At 35.5% G+C, this 24,371-nt stretch carries 19 protein-coding genes; 16 read left to right on the top strand and 3 right to left on the bottom strand.

Annotated features, from left to right (window positions below; translation table 11 throughout):
* Positions 1–299: 299 nt before the first annotated feature.
* The 12 genes from G6R09_RS10955 to kdsA are packed head-to-tail and all read left to right on the top strand — an operon-like array spanning position 300 to position 13,810.
* Complete coding sequence (locus G6R09_RS10955; protein WP_163922387.1) at positions 300–1,553, top strand: hypothetical protein; 1,254 nt, start codon at positions 300–302, stop codon at positions 1,551–1,553.
* Positions 1,550–2,548 carry an SIS domain-containing protein gene (locus G6R09_RS10950; protein WP_163922385.1) on the top strand — a complete coding sequence of 333 codons (999 nt, stop codon included), beginning with the start codon at positions 1,550–1,552 and terminating at the stop codon, positions 2,546–2,548. The genes G6R09_RS10955 and G6R09_RS10950 overlap by 4 nt, the downstream gene beginning before the upstream one ends.
* Positions 2,549–2,606: 58 nt before the next feature.
* Positions 2,607–2,990, top strand: coding sequence for a hypothetical protein (locus tag G6R09_RS10945; protein ID WP_163922383.1), 384 nt, complete (start codon positions 2,607–2,609; stop codon positions 2,988–2,990).
* Positions 2,987–3,772 (top strand): ABC transporter permease, encoded by a 786-nt coding sequence (locus G6R09_RS10940; protein ID WP_163922382.1) that lies wholly within the window; start codon positions 2,987–2,989, stop codon positions 3,770–3,772. The genes G6R09_RS10945 and G6R09_RS10940 overlap by 4 nt, the downstream gene beginning before the upstream one ends.
* Positions 3,769–4,416: an ABC transporter ATP-binding protein gene (locus G6R09_RS10935; protein ID WP_163922380.1), complete on the top strand. Its 648-nt coding sequence runs from the start codon at positions 3,769–3,771 to the stop codon at positions 4,414–4,416. Before G6R09_RS10940 ends, G6R09_RS10935 begins: the two co-directional genes overlap by 4 nt.
* Before the next feature lie 18 nt (positions 4,417–4,434).
* Positions 4,435–5,592, top strand: coding sequence for a capsule biosynthesis protein (locus G6R09_RS10930; RefSeq protein WP_163922378.1), 1,158 nt, complete (start codon positions 4,435–4,437; stop codon positions 5,590–5,592).
* Between the two features lie 2 nt (positions 5,593–5,594).
* Positions 5,595–7,259 carry a polysaccharide biosynthesis/export family protein gene (locus G6R09_RS10925; RefSeq protein ID WP_163922375.1) on the top strand — a complete coding sequence of 555 codons (1,665 nt, stop codon included), beginning with the start codon at positions 5,595–5,597 and terminating at the stop codon, positions 7,257–7,259.
* 22 nt (positions 7,260–7,281) lie between these two features.
* The gene (locus G6R09_RS10920; protein ID WP_163922373.1) at positions 7,282–9,477 is read left to right on the top strand and encodes a hypothetical protein; all 2,196 of its coding nucleotides are present in this window, start codon (positions 7,282–7,284) and stop codon (positions 9,475–9,477) included.
* 48 nt (positions 9,478–9,525) lie between these two features.
* Entirely contained in the window at positions 9,526–10,152 is a 627-nt protein-coding gene (locus G6R09_RS10915; protein WP_163922370.1) for a CatB-related O-acetyltransferase, read from the top strand.
* A 5-nt stretch (positions 10,153–10,157) separates the two neighbouring features.
* A complete protein-coding gene (locus G6R09_RS10910; RefSeq protein WP_163922566.1) occupies positions 10,158–12,137 on the top strand; it encodes a capsular polysaccharide biosynthesis protein in 1,980 nt (659 codons plus the stop codon).
* A gap of 37 nt (positions 12,138–12,174) precedes the next feature.
* On the top strand, positions 12,175–12,939 hold the full coding sequence (kdsB, locus tag G6R09_RS10905; protein WP_163922367.1) for a 3-deoxy-manno-octulosonate cytidylyltransferase: 765 nt from the start codon (positions 12,175–12,177) through the stop codon (positions 12,937–12,939).
* 19 nt (positions 12,940–12,958) lie between these two features.
* Positions 12,959–13,810 (top strand): 3-deoxy-8-phosphooctulonate synthase, encoded by an 852-nt coding sequence (gene kdsA, locus G6R09_RS10900; RefSeq protein WP_205522995.1) that lies wholly within the window; start codon positions 12,959–12,961, stop codon positions 13,808–13,810.
* Between the two features lie 480 nt (positions 13,811–14,290).
* Here the strand turns inward: kdsA and G6R09_RS10895 are convergent, their stop codons facing one another.
* The 3 genes from G6R09_RS10895 to G6R09_RS10885 form a co-directional block, all read right to left on the bottom strand.
* Positions 14,291–16,456, bottom strand: a complete 2,166-nt coding sequence (locus G6R09_RS10895; protein ID WP_163922364.1) for a YjbH domain-containing protein — start codon at positions 16,454–16,456, stop codon at positions 14,291–14,293.
* Between the two features lie 83 nt (positions 16,457–16,539).
* Positions 16,540–17,514: a hypothetical protein gene (locus G6R09_RS10890; protein ID WP_163922361.1), complete on the bottom strand. Its 975-nt coding sequence runs from the start codon at positions 17,512–17,514 to the stop codon at positions 16,540–16,542.
* 56 nt (positions 17,515–17,570) lie between these two features.
* On the bottom strand, positions 17,571–18,551 hold the full coding sequence (locus tag G6R09_RS10885) for an OmpA family protein (protein ID WP_163922358.1): 981 nt from the start codon (positions 18,549–18,551) through the stop codon (positions 17,571–17,573).
* Between the two features lie 613 nt (positions 18,552–19,164).
* On the opposite strand from G6R09_RS10885, the gene G6R09_RS10880 reads away from it, so the two are divergent.
* From G6R09_RS10880 to G6R09_RS10865, 4 genes are all read left to right on the top strand, one after another.
* Positions 19,165–20,322 (top strand): polysaccharide export protein, encoded by a 1,158-nt coding sequence (locus tag G6R09_RS10880; protein WP_163922355.1) that lies wholly within the window; start codon positions 19,165–19,167, stop codon positions 20,320–20,322.
* Between the two features lie 539 nt (positions 20,323–20,861).
* Positions 20,862–21,302: a low molecular weight phosphotyrosine protein phosphatase gene (locus G6R09_RS10875; RefSeq protein ID WP_163922352.1), complete on the top strand. Its 441-nt coding sequence runs from the start codon at positions 20,862–20,864 to the stop codon at positions 21,300–21,302.
* A gap of 90 nt (positions 21,303–21,392) precedes the next feature.
* A complete protein-coding gene (locus tag G6R09_RS10870; RefSeq protein WP_163922350.1) occupies positions 21,393–21,743 on the top strand; it encodes a four helix bundle protein in 351 nt (116 codons plus the stop codon).
* A 102-nt stretch (positions 21,744–21,845) separates the two neighbouring features.
* Positions 21,846–24,020: a polysaccharide biosynthesis tyrosine autokinase gene (locus G6R09_RS10865; RefSeq protein WP_163922347.1), complete on the top strand. Its 2,175-nt coding sequence runs from the start codon at positions 21,846–21,848 to the stop codon at positions 24,018–24,020.
* Positions 24,021–24,371: the final 351 nt, after the last annotated feature.

Genomic DNA, 24,371 nt, shown 5'->3' with positions numbered 1-24,371 from the left:
TGATCTAGATAGCGTTTGGTTGAATGTTTATATTTCATTTTATATTTAAATTAAGTAGAATTCGCCACTAACATAATCGTGATCGATAATAAGTGTTAGTTTAATTTAGAGTTTGATGCAGTGTTTATGCAGTTTCGGGGTTGGTTTTTTCCTGCTATATATTCATGTTGATTATGTATTGGTGTCAACAAAAAAATCAAATTTTTTAAAGCAAGTGAGGAGCTGTAACCTTCGGGCGGTAGCATGCTTAAAACCAATAAGATGCTAAGTTGGTATATGATTTAATGGTAAACATTACTATGAATGACAAAAAATATAATATTTTGACGTTAGATCCTATGTTTTCTAGTCTATCAAATAAGATTTGTAATTTATGGGGCAATAAGAAATATGCGATTCCTTCTCTATGCTCATTCTGGATTTATTTACCTAACTGTGAGATTTATCGCGTAAAGAGGAAGAACCCTCCATCTAAAGAAATGCTTGATTTAGTAGGAAAAAATAAGAATCTATATACAGAAACAATATATAGAGACTTGAAACGGCAACTTAATGAAGAAGAGATTATTTATTTTGCACAGTATGCTGAATTTATTAATCAGTTTATTGAGAGTAAGAATATTAATCTTATTGTGATGCATAATGATACTCGTTGGAATCATGCATTAGTTATAGAATTAGCTAAAATTAAGAATATCCCTGTTTTAGTTTTAGAGCTCGGTTTAATTCGTCCAAATACAACTGTGGTTGATTTGATGGGATGTAATGCAAATTCGATGACATTAAAAAGAGTCAATTGGGAAATAAAAGACATATATAAACCAATAAAAAATAATGATGTCAAATATGGTCACGATACATTTTTATCTCGATTTTATTTTATTTTTTTCTTCTTATTTGTAAAGATGGAATTATCATTATTTAGGCGTAACGAAAGAAAATATTTCTATAATCAATACTCACTATCTAAATATTTAACAATTATAAAAAATAGTTTATATAAAAAAAGAGAGAGTATTGATTTAATTAAAGATGAAAACTGTAAAACAGTATTTTTAATTTTACAATTAGAAAATGACTCTCAATTATTAGTTCATGGAGATAGGATTAGAAATCAAGATCTAATAGATATTTTTGAAACGAAATGTGAGATGTATAATAGAAGACTTATTATTAAAATGCATCCACTTGAGATAAATAAATTTAACATTAAAGAAACAACACATATCGTTGATTCTTGTATTAAAAAAATATCATTAATATCTGATTATGTCTTTACTGTTAATTCAAGTGCATCTTTATTAGTATTAGAAACACCAACACCTTTATATTTGTTAGGTAATTCAGTATTTGCCAATGAAGGTGTAGCTGAGCGTGTAGTTCTTGATGATATTGATACCTTGATTTCTAATGATGATAACTACCAATATACATCGAAAAGAAAAGAATTTTTAAATTATGTTAAGCATAATTATTTATTACATGGTGCTGGATTTTCTTACCATAATGAAAATATACATCAAAAATTAAACCAAATAATGGAACTGGTATGACTTTAATTACATTGGTCGGTACTCCTAATATTGATTTTACTCAGGACGGTAATTTTAATGATGCAGTATTAGAAATTAAAAGAACATTAAATGAACAAGGTGATGCACTTAAAAAACTAAGTGATGATGTTGATAACTATCAATATCAAGAAACGTTGAAGTTACTACTTGAATGTCAGGGACACATCATTGTTTGTGGTATGGGTAAGTCTGGTCATGTAGGCAAAAAAATAGCAGCGAGTTTTGCATCTACAGGTACACCAAGTTTCTTTCTTCATCCAGCAGAAGCGTTTCATGGCGATTTAGGGATGATCACTAAAGATGATATTGTTATTTTAATATCAAATAGTGGTGAAACAGATGAAGTATTGCAGTTAATTCCATCTATCAAAGCCTTTGGTAATCATATTATTGCGATTACTGGTAATCAAGATTCAACATTAGCAAAAAACGCGACAACGACATTATTAATTAATATAGAAAAAGAAAGTTGTCCTAATAATTTAGCACCAACAGTATCAACAACAGCAACTATTGCAATTGGAGATGCTCTTGTCGTTTCATTAATGAAATTAAGAGATTTTAAAGCTCATGATTTTGCCAAATTTCATCCGGGAGGATCTCTTGGACGTCGTTTATTAACAAAAGTAAAAGATGTAATGAAATCAGATAACTTGCCATTAGTGTCTGCTAACAGTTTATTGTGCGACATTATTGTTGTTATGAATGAAGGCCGTTACGGTATCGGTTTAGTAATAGAAAATGAGCTCCTAGTTGGTATTATTACTGATGGTGATTTACGCCGCGTAATGATGGAAGAGCAGCCTTTTACTCTGACTGCTTGTGATATTATGACTCATAACCCTAAAAAGTGTTATGAAACTGATATGCTGTCTGATGCCGAACAGGTTATGCAAGAGAATAAAATATCAACAGTGGCTGTTCTTAATAACAAAGAACAGGTATCTGGTTTAATTCAAATATATAATATCTGAATCTTTAAGCGTACTATTTTATTAGTACGCTATCCTTATTTTTAGAGATATTAGTTCAATGTTTATAACGGTAAAAAATTTAATAATTTTAATAGCTATTATTACAACAACGGCATGTACTCACCGCCCGCCTAATGTTATAGCAGAAATACCATTATTATCTGCAGCATATACTACAAATAATCATACAAGTTGTTCATCAATTATCGCTAACAATACTTATGCTGGGAAATATTCATTAGTTTGTAGTGGTGCAAAAATGCAATTTGAGGTTTTGCAGAATTATATATCAGCTTTAGGTGAACAATGTATGAAGGGCGCTGCTCTAAATTTAAATGGAATAAAAAGTGTGAGAGTACTTTGTAAAATATCAAATAAAGAGAAGAAAAAATGGTACTTAGTTCCACCTGTTGTAACTGATTTGGATGATACAAAAGAATGAAAGAATTAAGGCAATCATTGCACGTTCAAGGGCGAGTAATATATGCGTTAATTTTAAGAGAAGCATTAGGTAAATACGGCAAATCAAAAATAGGTTATTTGTGGGGACTTGTTGAACCTGTTGTGCAGATATTGATATTAGTTTTGATATTTTCTGCATTAGGGAGGAAATCACCTGCAGGTGGTGATTTGGCAGTATTTTTTACAACAGGTATTATCCCTTGGATGATATATAATAATATTGCTAGTCGTTTATCTGGAGCATTAGGTGCAAACCAAGCTTTAATGTCGTACCCACATGTTACTCCTCTTGATGTTTTACTAGGACGGTTATTATTAGAAGCAACAACGCTTATTGTTGTTTTTGGTATTATTGTTCAGGTATTACAGTTTATGGGAAAAGCGGTACCAATTTATGATCTTTACAATGTACTCGTCGCTCTTTTTTTAATTACTTTTTTTGCTGCAGGAATTGGAATGGTTAATGCTGCTATTCGTATTTATTTTGATAGTTGGGATAAACTATTTAGTGCAGTGAATCGTCCTTTATATTTTTTATCAGGTGTTTTCTTTACCGCAAGTAGTCTACCACCACAAGCTAGAAAATGGTTAGAATGGAATCCGATATTCCAATATATTGAATGGCTACGATCTGGTTTCTTTTCGACAATATCTACAAGTTACATAAAATATGAGTATGCCGTTGGGTGTGCTTTTTTTATGTTATTTATAGGTTTGTTAAGTGTGTATTTAACCCGTGATAAAGCGCGGAATTTCATATGATTGAGTTGCAAAATGTATCAAAAATATATCCTACGGCCAGTGGTATAAAGCACGTATTAAAACCAACAACTATTCGATTTCCGAAAGGGAGGAATATAGGTTTATTAGGTGTTAATGGTGCGGGTAAATCAACATTATTACGTATGATATCAGGAGCTGAAGCGCCGACAACTGGGCGTATTATTCGTAATGTGAAAATGTCTTGGCCACTTGGTTTTGCCGGTGGTTTTAACGGCACATTAACGGGCGCTGAAAATATGCGTTTTGTTAGTCGTATATATGGTGCGGAAATAAAGAAAGTTGAAGAATTTGTTCGTGATTTTTCAGAACTTGGTGATTATCTTAATATGCCAATTAAAACCTATTCATCAGGAATGAAAGCGCGTTTAGCTTTTGGTTTATCAATGGCGATGGATTTTGAATGTTATCTTGTAGATGAAATAACCGGCGTTGGTGATAAAAACTTTCAAAATAAGTGTCGTGATGCATTTAAAGAACGTAGTCAACGTTCTAGTCTAATTATGGTTTCTCATAGTATGTCAACGTTAAAAGAACATTGTGATATGGGCGCTTTACTAAAAAATGGTGAGTTAAAGTTTTATGAAAATATTGATGATGCCATTGCTGATTATCTTCAAGGATAAAATGTTCAAGGACAAGAAATGAATAGAAATATAAAAATTATCCTTAATAAGTTTTGGAAAAATCGTAATATTAAACAAAGAAGTTTTTTATTTATTGTTATTATACCAACGTTACTTGCAACACTTTATTTTAGTTTAATTGCATCAGATCGTTATGTATCGACAGCGAAATTTGCAATTAAAGGTAATGAGTCACCACAACTTGATTTATTGGGAGGAATGGCGGGATTACCCTCTCAAAGCACTGCATCTGATGGTTATATATTACAAGATTTTATTATGTCTTATTCTATATTATCTGCGATTAAAACTTATATAAATATTGAGCCGTTATTTAATAGAGAAGAAGCCGATATTCTTTCTCGACTTGGTGATAATAGTACGCAAGAAAAGCAAGAACAATATTGGCGTAAAATGGTGACATCAAGTTTTGATCCTACCAGTGGTATTACTTCCTTGACGGTGCGTACCTTTAATCCTAATGACAGTAAAATCCTCGCTGATGCCGTCATTAATGCGAGTGAGCAATTGATTAATACTTTATCTGAACGTTCACGCCATGATGATTTAAGTTTTGCAGAAAAAGAAGTTAAATTAGCTGAATTACGAGTAAAAAAAGCACGTCAAGCGATGAATTTATTTCGTCAAAAGCACCAAGATCTTGACCCTACTCAAACAGCTGTGGCAAAAATGACATTAATTGGTCAGCTTGAAGCGCAGCTAGCGACAGCCAAAGCAGAATTAACAGCGAAGACAGGTTTTATGAAGAGTGATGCCTCACCGATTAAAGCCCTGAAACGGCAAATAGACGCATTAGAAATTCAAATTGTTGCTGAAAAATCATCAATCAGTAATAACAGTATGGCAGTCAATCAATTTTCTGATGCTGATAATGGCTTAAGTAGTGTGTTTGCTGATTACGAACCATTATTAATTGAACGAACATTTGCAGAAAAGGCATATACATCAGTACTTGCTTCATTAGAAGCTGCACGTATTGAAGCGGCTAAAAAGCATCGCTATTTAGCAACGTTTGTTGCACCTACTGTACCTGATGAAGCACTTGAGCCTTATCGTATTAAATCAATATTTACTGTGTTTTTAGCAACGTTTGTTGCTTGGGGGATCGGGCTGTTAGGTCTTGGTGCCATCAGAGATCACGCCGGTTGGGTATAATAATGAAATATAAACAAACATTACTTTTTTCAATGCTTTTCTTAGTTGGTAGTCACAATTATGCACAAGCTGCATTACCGCCGACATTAATAACGAATTCCCCAAATTTATCTGTAAATAATAATTCTGCTGCAACCAAAGAAACGAATCAATCGGTTGCTGCAGCCCTACCTGCTGCTGAATCTGATTTACCACCGCCTTTTGGTAGTAACTTATTTATTGGTGGATATGATTCAACATCAGCAGCAAATATAAATGCTGACTATCGTATTGCTACTGGCGATAAATTAGCAATCTGGATTTGGGGGGCAGTTAATGTTAACGAAGTTGTTGTTGTTGACGCCCAAGGAAATATATTTATACCTGAAGTTGGACCTATTAATGTATTAGGAACTCGAGCAGGTGATATCACTAAACTGGTTGAACGACGCGTTAGCCAAGTTTATACCCAAGATGTAAAAACGTACGTCAATGTATTAACGGCAACACCTGTGAGTGTATTTGTAACAGGCCCAGTATTAAGACCAGGACAATATGCAGGTGTTTCATCTGATAGTTTATTAGCATATTTAAAACGTGCCGGTGGTATTGATTCTGAACGAGGAAGTTATCGTCATATAACTATTAAGCGAAAAAATAAAATCATTGCTAACTATGATCTTTATGACTTCTTATTAAATGGTAATTTGAAACAGTTTCAATTTAAAGATGGTGATACAGTTGTTGTTGCCCAACAGGGAACGACAGTGATTGTTGAGGGCGGAGCCCGTAATCCATTTAGATTTGAGTTTTCAAATAAAAAGGCTGATGGTAATGAATTAATAAAATATTCTCGTCCTTTAGCAAAGGTATCTCATGTCGGTGTAATGGGAAATCGTAAAACAGGCCCCTTTTCTGTTTATTTGCCGTATTCAAGTTTTAGCAATGTAACTTTAGCCGATGGTGATAGAGTTATGTTCAAAGATGATTTGCATGCACAAACAATGAATTTACGCTTACAGGGAGAATATTTAGGTCCTTCATTTTATACGGTTGAAAAAGGAACTCGACTGTATGATTTTTTAAATTATATTGCGATTAATCCTCAAGAATCCAATTATCAATCGATTTATATTCAACGCAAAAGTGTTGCTGAAAAACAAAAAGCCATGCTTGATCAATCATTAGATCGTTTAGAGCGTAGTATTTATACTACGCCAGCATCTTCTGATGGTGAAGCCGTTATTCGCGCTAAAGAAGCAGCTTTAGTGTCTGAGTTTGTTCAACGTGCTCGTCAAATTAAACCTGAAGGGAAAGTGATTATTTCTGACGCGGGTCAACTAGCGAATGTACGTTTAGAACAAGGCGATATTATTGTTATTCCTAAACGTTCAGATTTGATCAATGTGGGTGGTGAAGTGCTAATGCCACAAGCGGTTGTTTACAATAAACGAGCAACATTAAATGATTATGTTGCTTGGGCTGGCGGATTTAGTGAACGTGGCGATGAAAAGCGTATTGCCGTTATTCATGCAAATGGCATGGTAAGTTTTAATTCTGGCTCTAAATTGCAACCAGGCGATCAAGTTTTAGTGATGCCTCATATCGATACTAAAAATATGCAATTAGTAAAAGATATGACGCAAATTGTTTATCAAATTGCCGTTGCGGCTAATGTGGTTTTATAAATTTAACATGGAAAGGTTAAAAATGACTCTAACATATATCACTCCTTATAATTGTAGTAATAAAGAATCATATCTTTATGAACGAGCAAAGTTTTTTTTAGAGAATTCATATATTTCAGAATTCACAAAGCGAATTATCGTTGATTTTGCATCAGATAAAAATATTTCAGATGAGCTAGAACTGATTGCAAAATCAAGAGGCATTAAATATATAAGGCTTAATAAACACGGAGAATTATACTCTAGTGGTATATGTAGGAATGTAGGTGCTATTGAGGCTGATACAAAATATATATCATTCCAAGATGTTGATCTATTTGCTAATGATAGTGTATATAAGAAAATTGAATCAAGAATACAACAATATAAATATATAAATGAGCTTGAATTAATTCCTTGTTTATATTTATCTGAAAATTTCTCAAATGAGTATATGGATTTATGTGAATCTGAACAGGATTTAATAATACAACAAGCATATCTTGAGAATGATAAAAAAATCATACATATGTATGCTCCTGTATCATCATGTAAGCTATTAGATAGAAAGTTTTATTTACTTAGTGGTGGTATGCATAGAGAGTTTTATGGGCATGGTTTTGAAGATTTTGAATTACACTATAGATTGTGTGATTTAAGTAAAAAATATTATCGAACTCATAATTCTAAATCTCATGATTATCAATATGATTCAGTTGAATATAAAGGGTACCGAACATTTTTTAGTATGTTTGGGCGTCCATTGATGAATGAAGGATTATATTTTGTTCATTTATGGCATGATAATCATGCGGGAACTAATTATCAAAAAAGAAATAAATCAAATAAGTTAATATTTGAACGGTTGATGACAGAATACGATAATGGTCAATCGCGATTACCAATCCTTAAAAATATACATTTAAAAGATAAAATATTAGTTCTCGCTTCTCATAAATCAATAAATGCATCCTCTTTGCGTCAATTATTTGTCACTATTGGTGATTGTGATTTTATTGATGAAAAAACGATAAGTTCAAGTCAGGAATTAAAAGAAATATATAATAATAAGAATTATGATAAAGTTTTCTTTTTTAATCCTTATGGTAATGAACACCGTTTAAATTTATATCGAATGTGTCGAGATAGTAATATACCTTTTTATGTTTTTGATCGAGGGGGTTTAGTCAATTCATGGTTTATTGATCGAAATGGTTTTAATGCCGATAGTAAAACATATGCTAAAGAATATTGGGATAAACCATTATCTGACGACGATAGTGAAAATGTAGAAAATTATATTTATAATACATTTTTAGATGATATGACATTGGAAGAAAATGGTGAGCGTATTGGCTCTGAATTATTTAGAGATAGATATTCACTAGATAATAAGAAAATTTTATTTGTTCCGTATCAACGACCAAATGATAGTGTAATTAATTATTTTTCAGGTAACGTTGAAAGTATTGATGATTTTTCTCTTAATTTGAAAAGTATTTCTGAAAAATTATCAAGTGATTGGGTTGTTGTTGCTAAAAAACATCCATTAGAGTCTAAAATAGAATTACCAGATAATGTGATACAGCTACCTGATAATATACATGTATATGATTGTATTCAAGGATGTGACGCTGTTTTATTGATCAATTCAGGTGTTGGTTTACTGAGTATAATGGCTAAAAAACCTGTGTATCATTTTGGCAAAACATATTATGCGCATGATGATTTTGCTTGTGAGGTTTTTGATGTTGATGACGCTGTTAATAAAATAAAAGCTGGATTTGATTTTAATTTTGAATCTGTGAAAAAGTTTGTTCATTATTTAATTACAGATGTTTATTCCTTTGCTAAAACCGATTATAAATTAGTTAAAGATGATAACGGAGCATCTCGTAATGTAGCAATGCTTTGTAAATTTTATAAAATAACAATAAACGGTGAATTTTCTGAAAGTCAAGAGTGGAGAGATATACCTTATTCTACAAACTCTAGATATTATGATTATTATAGAAGTTATTTTCATAAAGATAAAATAAATAATATTGTAGTTAAGCCAGTAGTTAAGCCAGTAGTTAAGCCAGTAGTTAAGCCAGTAGTTAAGCCAGTAATGGCAAATAATAATACTCCTGATGTGACTATATTAAAAGCGAAAAAATATGGTATTAAACATAAGCTAAAAAAATTATTTAAAGATCCTCAAGGTGTAATTAATAGAAAAATATCTAAAGTTATTTAAATTTTAGATTGTAGAAAATATTATTATAATCTTTTAAAGAGATGATTTATGCAAAAATTCTCTGAAATAGCTAACTCTTGTCATATAGATGAGCGAGCTATTGTTGAATACCCTGTTCATTTGGGGCCTAGAACACAAATTAGTGCTATGTGTAAAATAGGTAGTTTTTTATTTTTAAATATTGACAGTATTATTTACCCACATGTAACTATAGGTAGGTATTGTTCTATTGCACGAAATTGTGAAATAGGAGTTGCACGTCATCCTTTAAATTATTTATCAACGCATTCATTTCAATATCATGCATCACAATTTCCTAAATATCCAGGCTATAAAGATGAGGTTAGTAGAGTATCTCATCGAGCTCATCCGGAAACATTTATTGGTAATGATGTTTGGATCGGTGCGAAAGTCGTTATTGTTTCAGGTATCAGTATTGGTGATGGTGCTGTGATTGCTGCTGGTTCAGTTGTAACTAAAAATGTACCGGCATACGCTATTTATGGTGGAGTACCGGCAAAATTAATTAAATATCGTTTTGAACATGAAGAAATTTTTAAATTGCAGGAACTTAAATGGTGGGACTTATCTTTTGATGAGATAAAAAAATTAAGTTTCAATAATATTAAACAATGTGTTCAAGAGTTAGAATCTATACGTTCTAATCATAAGTAGAGGATATTGATATTAAATCATTAATATTTTCTCGAGGGATACTAAAAAATAGAAATATTGAAATATTTATTTCTGATGTAAATTGTATAACTCGTAATTTATATACTTCTGATATTACCAATGTCATTGGCTGGGGCTTTAAACCAACAGCTAAACGTGCTCGCGATTATGCTGCAAAAAATAATTTACCTTATATTGCTTTAGAAGATGGTTTTATTCGTTCGGTAGGGTTGGGTGTCGAAGGTACTCAACCTTTAAGTTTAGTGGTTGACGAGGTAGGAATTTATTATGATGCGCGTCAGCCTTCTAAATTAGAACAATTAATCATTGCTAATGAAACATTATCTGATGAATTATTGTTGCGTAGCCAGCGAGTAATAAACGCTATAAAGTATTATCGGTTATCTAAATATAATCAGCATCGTTCAGATGCTGATTTAATTATTCAAAAACCGCAAGTGGTTGTTATTGATCAAACGGTGGGTGATGCCTCTGTTGATGGTGCAATGGCAAATGCGCAAAGTTTTATTGATATGCTGTATGCCGCTATTACTGCACATCCTAATGAAACTATTTGGGTAAAAGTTCATCCCGATGTTATTTGTGGTAAGAAAAAAGGCTTCTTATATCCATTACCTTTTGAACATCCCAATATTCGTGTTTATGCTGAGTCCGTTAATCCATGGGATTTTTTAGATTCAGCACAACATGTTTATACCGTATCAAGTTTAATGGGATTTGAAGCATTAATGGCAGGTTGTCAGGTTTATTGTTTTGGTATGCCATTTTATGCGGGATGGGGGTTAACGCAAGATCAACAACAAGTTGATCGACGTAATTTATCACGTTCATTAGAACAAGTTTTTGCTGCTGCTTATTTTCAGTATGCGCGATATGTTGATCCTATATTAGGACAGCGGTGTGAGTTAGAGCAGATTATTAATATTGTTATCGATGAATTTGCTCTGCAGCAAAAACCATCAACCAATATTACTTTTAGTGCGATCTCATGGTGGAAAAAACGTTGGATTGGTGATTTTCTTTCCGCGTGGAAAATGGAACAATCAGACAATAGAGAGAGTGCATTACTTGGTTGGGGATTAAAAGAACCACAACAACACACTTATACGATAGAGGATGGTTTTATTCGATCTGTTGGTTTAGGTGTGCATTTTAATCGGCCAATATCGTTAGTGTGTGATCGTTCAGGTATTTATTTTGATGCTACACGTCCAAGTGATTTAGAATCGTTATTAAATACAAAAGTTATGAGTGAGTGGGATTTATATCGCGCACAACAGCTTATCGAACAATTAAATCAATCTCAGATCACTAAATATAACGTCGGCCACCATTCAACATTACAATTGCCCCAAGATAAAACGTTAATTTTAGTACCGGGGCAAGTTGAAGGGGATGCGTCTATTCGTTACGGCTCACCGAAGATAAAAACAAATGCTCAATTACTCGCGGCAAGTCGTGCTGCTAATCCTGATGCGTATATTATTTATAAGCCGCATCCTGATGTATTAGCAGGTCAGCGTGATAATGGCAATTGGCAAGGTGATTTTCAACAATACGCAGATCTTACAGTAACGGATGTCAGCATGGCGACGTTACTAAAACAAGTTGATGAAATTCATACGATGACCTCATTGACTGGGTTTGAAGCATTATTGCGTGGAAAGAAAGTCGTCACTTATGGTATGCCATTTTATGCCGGGTGGGGGTTAACTACTGATAAGTGTCATTGTCCGCGTCGTAATCAGCCGCAGACATTAACCACTTTAGTAGCAATGGTGTTAATTTATTATCCCGTTTATGTTGATCCTATTTCACGTAAACCATGTAATATTGAGCAGGCTCTTATGCGTGTAACGCAATTAAAAGCCGGGGATTACCAAGTAAAAGACACCCGCTTGAAGTATCTTTTGGCATTAAAAAAATCAAAAAGAACGCTTAAATCATTATTGCGTCTCTCTTAATTAATTGATGAATTAAGTGTATTAACAAGGAAATATAATGTCTCGCGTTCATATAGTTATTCCTGCGCGATTTGGCTCTAGCCGATTACCGGGTAAATTAATGTTAGATCTTGCTGGAAAACCTGTTATTGCTCATGTTGTTGAATTAGCGATGACAGTTGCAGATTCTGTTTATGTTGCTACTGATCATGCTGATATTTACGATTGTGTATCAAAGCTTGGTGCTAATGCTGTAATGACTGCTATAACACATAATTCAGGCACCGATCGTCTTGCTGAAGTGGCTGAAAAGTTAGTCTTTGCAGATGAAGATATTGTGGTTAATTTACAGGGTGATGAGCCCTTAATGCCAACAGCATTATTACAGCAGGTTGCTAAGTTACTTGAGGTAAATCCGAACGCGGGAATTGCAACACTGATGCAGCCAATTACACAATTTGAAGATTTAATTAATCCAAATGTTGTTAAAGTGGTGCAGGGTGAAAATAATTCTGCATTATATTTTAGTCGAGCTCCGATTCCTTTCCCACGTGATGAGTTTTCATTTGATGCGACCACAATACCACGTGGTGATTATTACCGTCATTTAGGGTTATATGCTTATCGCGTTAAAACACTTAAACAAGTCACTCAAATGGCAGAGCATCCTTTAGAAAGCTTGGAAAAACTAGAGCAGCTACGCCCTTTAGCGCATGGGGTGAAAATTGTTGTTGATGTTGCTCAAGAAACACCAGAGCATGGAATTGATACGCTTGAAGATTTAGAACGTGTACGACGCTTGTTACACGTTGAATTTAATTAAAATAAGTAATGGATAAATCATGGAACAGAAAATCGTAAAAGTTGGCAATATTGATGTAGCTAACGATAAACCATTTGTTTTATTTGGCGGTATGAATGTACTTGAATCTCGTGATCTTGCGATGCGAATTTGTGAACATTATGTAGAAGTCACCAATAAATTAGCCATTCCTTTTGTATTTAAAGCCTCGTTTGATAAAGCAAACCGTTCTTCTATTAATTCATACCGTGGTCCTGGTATGGAAGAAGGTTTAAAAATTTTCCAAGAGCTTAAAGATACGTTTGGCGTGAAAATTATCACAGATATTCATGAGCATCACCAAGCACAGCCTGTTGCCGATGTTGTTGATGTGATTCAATTGCCAGCATTTCTTGCACGTCAAACTGATCTTGTTGAAACCATGGCAAAAACAGGCGCAGTTATTAATGTAAAAAAACCGCAGTTTATGAGCCCAGGACAAGTAGGCAACATTGTTGATAAGTTTGCTGAATGTGGTAATGAGCAGATTATTCTTTGTGAGCGTGGTTCATTACATGGTTATGATAACCTTGTTGTTGATATGCTTGGCTTTGATGTAATGAAAAAAGCTTCTAAAGGCAGCCCAATCATTTTTGATGTGACGCACTCTCTACAGTGTCGAGATCCACTTGGTGCAGCTTCTGGTGGTCGACGTGAACAAACAGTAGATTTAGCACGTGCAGGTATTGCTACTGGTATTGCTGGTTTATTTATGGAAGCACATCCAACGCCAGATTCAGCACGTTGTGATGGACCCTCTGCATTTCCTCTCGATAAGTTAGAAGTGTTTTTAAAGCAAATTAAACAACTTGATGATTTAATTAAGAGTTTTAGTATTATTAACATTGATTAATACAAGATAATAAAAGGTAGTAATATCATTAACAGTTAAACTGAAAAAGATATTACTACTTATTTGTCAAATACTTACTTTTATATGTTGATGACTTTGCAAAGATAACCACTGTTATTAAAGTGATAAATAGCCCTATGGCATATTCAAGGGCTTCATTAGCAAGTAATTGATAAACAGATAATGAGAATAAACACAAAATAAAAATAATATTCATCTTATGTAAAAGTGGGTGGTATGTTGAAAAATAGGCATAGTGTCTAAACATATTTTTTATAATTTAATCTTAATCGTTAGATAAATATATTTTATATTATCTTGGGCTAACAGCCATATTTTTATTGATAGAATTAGAACTAAGATCACATGGAATGATAATAAAAGTAAAATTCTGATGTGGAATAATGTTTAATTGACGTTAAGTATTAAAAGTCAAAATACCGACAGTGTAAACTGCCGGCACTATTATAAAATAATAGATTACATTTCGACGTTTTTTATATATCGAATATAAGCATTACGTAAGCGTTGAATATTGGCGTCAAAATAGGCTGGTGATAATCGACCACGGTTCTCATATTGACGACTAATATTATGTTGCAGATCGGATGTTGCACCTAAACCGGTATTAATATTATTGTGGCTTTCACCGACACGGGTTTGTAAAGAATAGACAAATTGATCGGTGCCTCTTACCTGAACATATCCCGGCTTCATATCACGCCACGGTGTTAATGGAATCGCAATACTCACTCCTAAGAAATCCTCATAAGTATTACTATTTTTAGGCTTAGTCGTTAAATAGTTAATGCTTAAGCGGCTGTCGCCTAGCCAATGGTCAGATGTTACCCGCACCCCTGTATCGCCTTGAAAATACTCACCTGCTTGTAATCCTAACTGCCAGTTATATTCTGGTAAAGAATAGGTGTAATTGGCAATAAAGCTTTGTTTATCAGCAATATTACGGCCATTATTATCTTTATCATCACTTGGAATAAACTTGCTAACCTCAAAACCTAGAATATGATTACCTTGAGGTGAATACCATTGGGTTTCATTAACGCCGCCCCAATAATTTCCCATCATATAACCCGCACTAAATTGGCTTATAATATTTTGTGGTAATTTCACAGCTTGATGAAGTAATGCGCGATCCACTTTATTTTCATAAGCTTGATTGTGCCATAACCCGCCTTGTTTAAAATCATCACTGTCACTGATTGGCACCATATAGCGAACATCAATAGCTGCACCTTGCCATAATGGTGTATAAACATTGGCCGCTAGCGCAAGTGAATAATCAAAGACACCATATTCAGTGGCCGTACGGTGGTTTAATGCTGGCGATAAAATTATTTGACTACGTCCAAAACCATTATTGAGAGTGTGATAAAGCCACTTACTGTTATTAAAGTCTTTTTTTGCATTCACTGTATTAACCATTAATTGGTCACATGGATTACCAGTGGCTAAAAATTCACGGTAGCATTGTGAATCAGTAGTGACAGTTAACATTGGTATATCGTTAGTTAATAAAATAAGTTCAATATTTTGCTTATCAGTAGTAACAAATTGAGCTGATTTATCTGTTGCTGCAATTTTTGCAAGATCGGCAAAAGCATCAACACCTGCTTTTGAAGTAATAATACCTAGTGCAACACCCACACCATCCATTTGGTTATGGTTATAACGACGGTTTTCTAATGCAACCACCATTTTATTCTTACGGTAACCAACATTAAGATTAATAAAGCCTTCGTTTTGCAGAGCATTAATTAAATTGGTGAGGCTGGCTGATTGATGTTCCGCGAGATTTTTGTTGAGTTGTTGTTCTAGTTGGGCCTGTTTATTGGTATTTAAGTTTTGCTGACGATTATCGTTATAGCCCATGAGTGGCATGGCAATATTTACCCCCCACACATTCTGTTCGCTGCGTTCATGACCAGTATATAATTGGTAATCCATGCTCAGTTGAGCGCCCCAAGGTAATAATCCTTGTGGCGAAAACAGCTTGGCATTAGCATTTATTTCAACAGCATCATATTCAGACGTTAATTGTAAAAATGATAACGGCTGCCATTCAACACCAGCAAAAGGCCCATTCATAATACCTTCAGCAAACGACGAACGGGCATAACCAGCACTGGTTCTTAATGATAACGCATCAAATTCGTGGTCTATAACAACGTATTTAGTATCAAAATTATTGGCTGCACCGCCAATATCTTGCGCCCCAATGGCAATATTAAACCCAGTATAATCATAAATAAACGGTAACTGATATTTAGCAGATGCTGATAAATCCCTCATACCGCCACTTGCGTCAGTATAAAGGTTTGTATTATAGGTTTTAGTGACAATTCGACCGCCAGCCTCGAGGCCAGGGAATAGACCCGCTGCAAAAAACCAATTATCAAGCGCTTGAATCGAATTATTATGAGCAACGCCTTGATGGTACGATAAACTAATATCTCCCGTTTTAATAACTTGTGCGTTAGGAGTAAACATTAAGCCGCTAAAACTTTGGCTTGAGGGTAAAACAGTAATTTGATTTGCCTGAGCATGAAGAGGCAACATACTAAAGCTAGCTATAATACTCAGGCTAAGTAAGGTTTTCGGCGTTAATAAAGGGGAGTGAATTGACATAATGACGTCCGTGTAGCAACACAAAAAGTTATAACAACAAAAGGCACCCGAAGATGCCTTTATATAAAAAAATACTGGCTTAATTAGTTACCATTACCACCACCTGAACTGCCATCACCTGAACCACCAGTACCACCTGTTGGTGGCGGAGTTGGATCTGGCGTTGGATCTACTGGTGGCTTCTCTGGATTTGGAATATCAGTGTCAGGTACAACGATTGGGTCTTTATTTACGTCTTCAACGGCAGGTGGAACGACACCACCGGCAGCTGTTTCAAAGTTATCTTTGTTAGCAAGCGCATCACTTAAATCAACATAAATTTGCTCATCAGAACCTGTTGCTGTCGGGAACTCTGGGTTTTTCTCAATAATATCTGCGGCAACAGTGGTTGTTACTGTTGCAATATCGGCTGTACTAATATCAGTATTATCTTTATGTGTTACAAGAATATCAGAAAGTACCATTGTTTTAGCAACAATATCTTGTGCAAATTTTGGATCAAGTGCTGCTAGGGTTGCTGCAGGATCTGACATTAATTGTGCAGGGTTTACCTTACTTGTATCAATACCAAGATCTTTAAAGACTTCTTCTGTAATGGCAGTAATATCTACATTTTCAGGATTAGTTTCGCCACTTTGCTTAATTGCTTTATCAACCAAGGTTGTAAATGGTGTTGCAGCAACTTTCTGACCTTTTGCTAGTAAGCCTTGTGGAATAGAGTAAGCAACGTTAGACATGTCTTTATTATTAGACATATCAACAGCTTTACCGCCCTTAGGTACATTTAAAAGCACAGAACAAGATTCTGGTGTATCAGCAAAGGTATCGCTTAATACAGTTACAAAACCATAACCATCTGTTTTTGTTGTTGTAGTACCGGATGATCCATCAGCACAAGTATAGCTTGCTACCATGCCATTAATTGCACCATCAAACGCTAATACAGGTGTGGTTTTTTTGTCTTTATCGCCGCCGCCATCAACACTGTTGTCGTTGCCGCCACCACAACCAGTGATTAATACACCAGCAATGATCGCTGTTAATAGTTTAATTTTCATAATCTTCCCTAAATATAATTTGAGTGATGTTGCTAACTGTCTGTGTAAATTAAATATTACTCAGCAATAACTTGAGTGACTGTTTCAATTTCAATGACTGGCGCAATAATATCGACACGGCGGTTAGCTGCACGACCTTCTTCAGTATCATTTGATGCAATAGGATCAGACTCACCACGACCTTCGCTTAACACACGATTGGCACCAACATTTAGATGAGCACGAATTTCTTTCGCAACAGTTTCAGCGCGCTGCTTAGAAAGAGTCATGTTGTATTCTTCAGAGCCAGTGCTATCGGTATGACCAACAATAATAATAGTGTTATCTGGGTGGGCGTTTAAACGCTCTTCAAAAGGAATAAGATGTTTAGCATCACCTGTAGTAATAGAAGCACTATCAAAAGCAAAAGGTACAGTGAGTGTTATTGCATCTATTTTTTCAACAGTAACTTGATCAATATAAACCGGCTCAGGAACAATAACAGGAGCAGGAGCGCCCCAGTGGTAAACAAATGAAACCCCACCGAAGTGAATATCAACACCACCGACATCATTGTAATATTGGTATTCAATACGGGTAGAGATATCTTTATTGATAAAGTATTCAGCACCTACACCTGCTGTTGCAGCCCAGCCAGTATCACTTTTGTTTACACCTGCACCAATAGCATTCCAATCGTAATAATAGCTACCCGTTTTTAAGAATAAATCGATATTATTATTTAATGAGTAAGAGAACTTACCGACTAAATCGGCGCCCTGAGCTTCATAGCTACCATGCACATCTTTAAGTTTGGCATTGCCTAAATGGGTATAACCACCTTCAACAGCAAACCATGGCGTTATTTGATATCCAAGAAATACGCCGCCAGCGAAATTATCATTATTAAAACCAGTTACATCGGTAACCGCTTTACCCATATTTGAAATATGGCTAACACCAACGCGCGCACCCGCATAAAACGGATTATCTGTTGCTGCATTTACTGCAGTTGAAATCGCTAGTGCGAGAGGCAAAATAAGCAATATTTTTTTCATAATAAAGACCACCAATAATTAAACTGAATATATGAGTTGCGATCAATGACCTGCAATTATAAGCAATCACTGCTGTTGTAATAACTGAATAATGTTGCCTATTGGTGGTTATTGGTTGTGGTTGTGATATGTATCTATGCGAGGCATTTTTTATGTTTTCATTTGTAACAATAGTGACCGATTTTCACTTTATTTGGATTCATGGCAGTTATGAATATTGTATATATTTTTTGAGCTATCATCTATATTGTTGATTTTTATATCAATAAAAAATAAAAAAGAGCGAGTTGTTGTTTTTTATGAGTGTCGATGTTTTTTTATTGTTTTTTTATTGTTTTTTTTTGGATTCTTTATTTTTTTTAATAAAAAAGTTGGAAGTTAATGTGATATTCATCACGAAGCTGCTTTTGTTATTCTTTATTTGTGCTGTGAATTTCATTACTATAAATATGTTTATTTGGATTAATTATTCATTTTTTGAATATTCGCAATAAACACAAAAATTGAATTTTTATAGCATTTGAAGAGCTGTAACTTTAGGGCGGTAGCTTTGTCTGAATGTTTATTTGCTATAGTGATTTAATCCTTTTTTATTATCTATTGTGAATCTAAAATGGAATTATCAAAAAAACTCATCGTGACCGTGTTAGCCTCAACCATCCTAATGGGATGTACTACACCAGGCTCTAATTTAAGTCTTGATGGTAAAAAAGTCATTGGGCCATCTGAAGCTGCTACTGATATCTCGCAGCATGTTAATGTCTATCCATTATCAATTAATAATATTCAGCAATTTAAAATACCGACGATTAATGCGCAGGTGAATCCTAGTTTAGAAGCTAATCTATCAGGCTATGAATACCATGTTGGTGCTGGTGATATTCTTAATATTACCATTTGGGATCACCCTGAATTAACCATACCTGCAGGCTCTTACCGTAGCGCAAGTGAAGCAGGTAACTGGGTACATGCTGACGGCACTATTTTTTACCCTTACATTGGTAAAGTGCAAGTGGCTGGTAAAACGGTGTCACAAATTCGACTAGAAATAGCCAACCGTTTAGCAGCCTTTATTGAAAAGCCTCAAGTAGATGTTAATGTTGCTTCTTTCCGTTCGCAAAAAGCATACATTACTGGTGAAGTTAAAACGCCGAGCCAACAAGCGATTACCAATGTACCGTTAACGTTATTAGATGCAATCAACAAAGCCGGTGGTATTGCTGCCGATGCAGATTGGCGTCATGTAACATTAACCCGCAACGGCAAAGATCAAACCGTTTCTTTATACGCTCTAATGCAACGCGGTGATTTAACTCAAAACCGTTTATTACAAAATGGCGATATTGTTCATGTTCCCCGTAACGATTCGCAAAAAGTGTTTGTGATGGGTGAAGTGAATGAGCCGAAATTACTTAAAATTGATCGTGTCGGCATGAGCCTAACAGAAGCGTTAAGTGCAGTAGGCGGCATTAATCAATTAGAAGCAGATGCAACCGGTGTGTTTGTTATTCGTGCCATTGCGGATCAAAATAAAACGCCATCAGGTTCAGCTGATGATAAACAACAAGTCGCCAATATTTACCAACTAAATATCAAAGATGCGACCGCATTAGTGATTGGCACCGAGTTTGCCTTACAACCGCATGATGTGGTGTATGTTACCGCCGCACCAATCACACGTTGGAATCGTGTTATTTCACAGTTAGTACCAACGATTACTAGTTTCAACAACCTTTCTGAAGGTATGAACTATTACATGAATTTGAAGTAGTCACTAGAGACGAGTTGAAGAGGGGCGAGTAATGAGTAGAAGCGTGTGACGAGTAGAAGCGTGTGACGAGTAGAAGCGTGTGACGAGTAGAAGCGTGTGACGAGAGTACGAAAACCTCCGAAACTCAAAACTTGAACCTTGAAACTTGAATCTCGAACCTTGAATCTCGAATCTCGAATCTCGAATCTCGAACCTTGAATCTCGAACCTCGAATCTCGAACCTTGAATCTCGAATCTCGAACCTCGAATCTCGAACCTTGAATCTCGAATCTCGAACCTTGAATCTCGAACCTCGAATCTTGAACCTTGAACCTTGAACCTCGAACCTCGAACCTTGAATCTCGAACCTTGAATCTCGAACCTTGAATCTCGAACCTTGAATCTCGAACCTCGAACCTTGAATCTCGAACCTCGAACCTCGAACCTTGAATCTCGAACCTTGAATCTCGAACCTCGAACCTCGAACCTCGAATCTCGAATCTCGAATCTCGAATCTCGAATCTCGAATCTTGAAACTCGAAACCTTAGAACCTATCTCTATGTTCAACAATATTCTCGTTGTTTGTGTCGGTAATATTTGCCGTTCGCCATCAGGTGAACGTATTTTAAAAGCCAAACTACCGCATAAAGAAATATGCTCAGCCGGCTTAGCGACAGCCAAAAGTGGCTTAGCTAATAAACCGGCTGATAGCATGGCATCCACAGTTGCAAAATTACATGGTTATTCACTTGATGGCCATCAAGCACAGCAACTCAGCACTGAATTATGTCGCAATGCTGATCTTATTTTAGTAATGGAAAAAAGCCATATAGATGGTGTAGCAAATATTGCGCCAGAAGCCCGTGGCAAAACAATGTTATTTGGTCAATGGATAGGCCAGCAGAATATTCCTGATCCTTATCGCCAAAGCCAAGAAGCATTTGAACATGCATATGACTTAATTGAACAAGCAGCAGAAGCTTGGGCAAAGAAATTGTAACTTAGTATTCGAGTATCGCGCTATCGAGAACTAGGGATAATGCTTCGATAAGTGACACTAAAATATTGCAAAATAACTTATGGAGAAGTGATGCAATATATGAAATTAATTGTTTGGCAGCGAAGTTATCAAGCCGCATTAAAATCTTGTACTTTAATTCGGTCTTGTAATAACTATGCCTTAAAAGATCAAATTTCACGGTCAGCAATATCAATACCATCAAATATTGCAGAAGGCGCAGAAAGGAAAACAGCAAAAGATAATGTGAAATTCTTATATATAGCAAAAGGATCGTGTGGTGAATTATTAACTCAAATAATGTTAGCTCGTGATCTTAACTATATAGAAGAGAAAAGTGCAAATCGGTTGATTACTGAACTTCATGATATCAGTAATATGATTGGTGGATTTATCCGTTATCGTTCACAGCAAATATCATAATCATCTCGAAACTCGAAACTCGAAACTCGAAACTCGAAACTCGAAACGTCGGCGACGTTTAAACCTCATCTCTTAAAAATTTAACATCGGAATATTTACTTAATGAGTATTGCTCAACCTCCTCAACCGACGACTTCACCAGCAACGGATGAAATAGATATCGGTAAACTGTTTGGTATTCTAATTGATAACCGTTGGATGATTGTTATCACCACCTTTATCTTTGCCTTTATTGGAATCAGTTACGCTTTACTTGCTACCCCCATTTATAAAGCTGACGCATTAATTCAAATTGAAGCCAAAAGCACCGGTATGCCAGCCTTAGGTGGCGAAATGGCTGAAATGTTTGGTAGCGGTGAATCAAGTGCTACCACTGAAACTGAAATCATCAAATCCCGAATGGTGTTAGGTGAAACCGTAGATAAACTAAACCTTACCACGGTAGCAACTCCAAACTATTTACCTGTTTTCGGTAAAGGTTTAGCACGTATTTTAGGTGAAAGTCAGCAGATTGCGATTTCACGTTTTGCCTTACCGCCAACAGCATTACAAAATGGTTATGTATTAACGATCACCAATAGCGAAAAGGGTGAATATGCGTTAACTAACAGCGAAGGCCGTGAGGTGCTTACCGGTAAAGTGGGCACATTAGCAACCGACAATGGTTATGATCTTTATGTAACCGATCTAACCGGTGCTGACGGTGATAGCTTTAGCGTTGGTAAAGTTAGCCGCTTAGATGCTATTCAAGCGTTACAAACGAATTTATCTGTTAGTGAGCGCGGAAAACAAACTGGTATTTTACAGTTATCAATGACAGGTGAAAATCGAAGCCGCATTCAAGCAATCCTTAATGACATTAGCCAAAATTACTTTTTGCAAAACGTTGCCCGTAATGCAGCTGAAGCTGAAGGCAGCTTAGTATTTTTGAAAAAGCATTTACCTGAAATTAAGCATCAGCTTACTGTCGCGGAAGACAAACTAAACCGTTACCGCCAAACTAATGAATCGGTTGATTTAAGCTTAGAAGCTAAATCAGCCCTTGAAACCATGGTCGGTTTAGAAGCACAACTTAATGAACTAACCTTTAAAGAAAGTGACATTTCACAACGATTTACTAAAGAACACCCTGCGTACATTTCATTAATTGATAAACGTAAAACATTAATGAGTGAAAAAGCACGCTTAAATAAACGCATTGAAACACTGCCAAAAACCCAACGGGCAGTATTACGCTTAACCCGTGATGTAGAAGTGAACCAACAAATTTACGTCCAGCTACTTAACAAAGTTCAAGAATTGAATATTGTTAAAGCCAGTACTGTCGGTAATGTGCGTATTCTTGATAACGCACAATCTTACTCACAAGCGGTTAAGCCTAAAAAAGCCTTAATTGTAGTGTTAGCAACCTTGCTGGGGGGAATGTTATCGGTTGCGGTTGCATTCTTATTAGCAGCATTACGTAAAGGGATTGAGAACCCAGATCAAATCGAACAAATCGGTTTACCTGTTTATGCCTCAATTCCAATGTCAGATTGGCAGCTAAACCTAGATAAAAAACGTAAAAATAATCAACCGTTGACGGTTAAACAAACCTTATTAGCAGTATCGAACCCTGCTGATTTATCGGTTGAAGCCCTGCGCAGTTTACGTACTAGCTTGCATTTTGCGATGATGGAAGCGAAAAATAATGTACTAATGTTCACAGGCCCTAGCCCTGAAATCGGTAAATCATTTGTTTCCGCTAACATGGCCGCAGTGCTAGCTAAAACGGGTCAACGAGTGTTAATAATTGATGCCGACATGCGTAAGGGCCGTATGGAACGCCAATTCTGTGTTAGCAGCAAAAGTGGCTTATCAGATTACCTTAGCGGTCAAAAAAGTGTGACCGATATTATTAAACAACCAAGCATCGATAATTTAGATTTTATCAGCCGTGGTGATACACCACCGAACCCATCTGAATTATTAATGCACCCACGCTTTAGTGAACTAATGGCCTGGGCATCTGCCAACTACGATATGGTGGTTATTGATACTCCACCTATTTTAGCCGTAACCGATGCCGCAATTGTTGGTGCCCATGCTGGCACAACACTGATGGTTGGCCGCTTTGAACAAAGTGTGGTTAAAGAAGTTGAAATCAGTAAACAACGCTTTGAACAAAATGGCATTGAAGTTAAAGGCTTTATATTAAATGCCGTAGTGCGCAAAGCGAGTGGATATTACGGTAACTATGGTTATTACCAATACAGTTATGTGAGTGATAATAAGTAGAGAGCAGGTATAAGAGTGCGAGTAACGAGTGTTTAGTTGTTTAAACTAAAGAGAGTGAATTAATTTTCGCTACTCGCTACTCGCTACTCGCTAGGGAGGGGACCTATTCCCTCCAACCTTCAAATAACAAACAAACTTGTTTCATAACAAAGCATTAGCTGCCACAGCTAGTGCTTTTTTATGGCTCAAATTTCAGTATTTGTGTCTCAGGCCCTTAAAAACACTGAGTGGGCCTGATGAAAAAATTCATTTTTTCGATAAGTGTCGCGCTTAAATCGCGGCCTAAAACAGGTGTTTTTTACACCCAAAGCAACGCGTTTTACACTCTCATTTTAGTTTACATTCCATTTT

The organism is Photobacterium sp. Alg240-V54 (assembly GCF_900537155.1).
Taxonomy (GTDB): domain Bacteria; phylum Pseudomonadota; class Gammaproteobacteria; order Enterobacterales; family Vibrionaceae; genus Photobacterium.
Note: the sequence above shows the minus strand (reverse complement) of the source record. Positions and strands in the feature narration are given on the sequence as shown.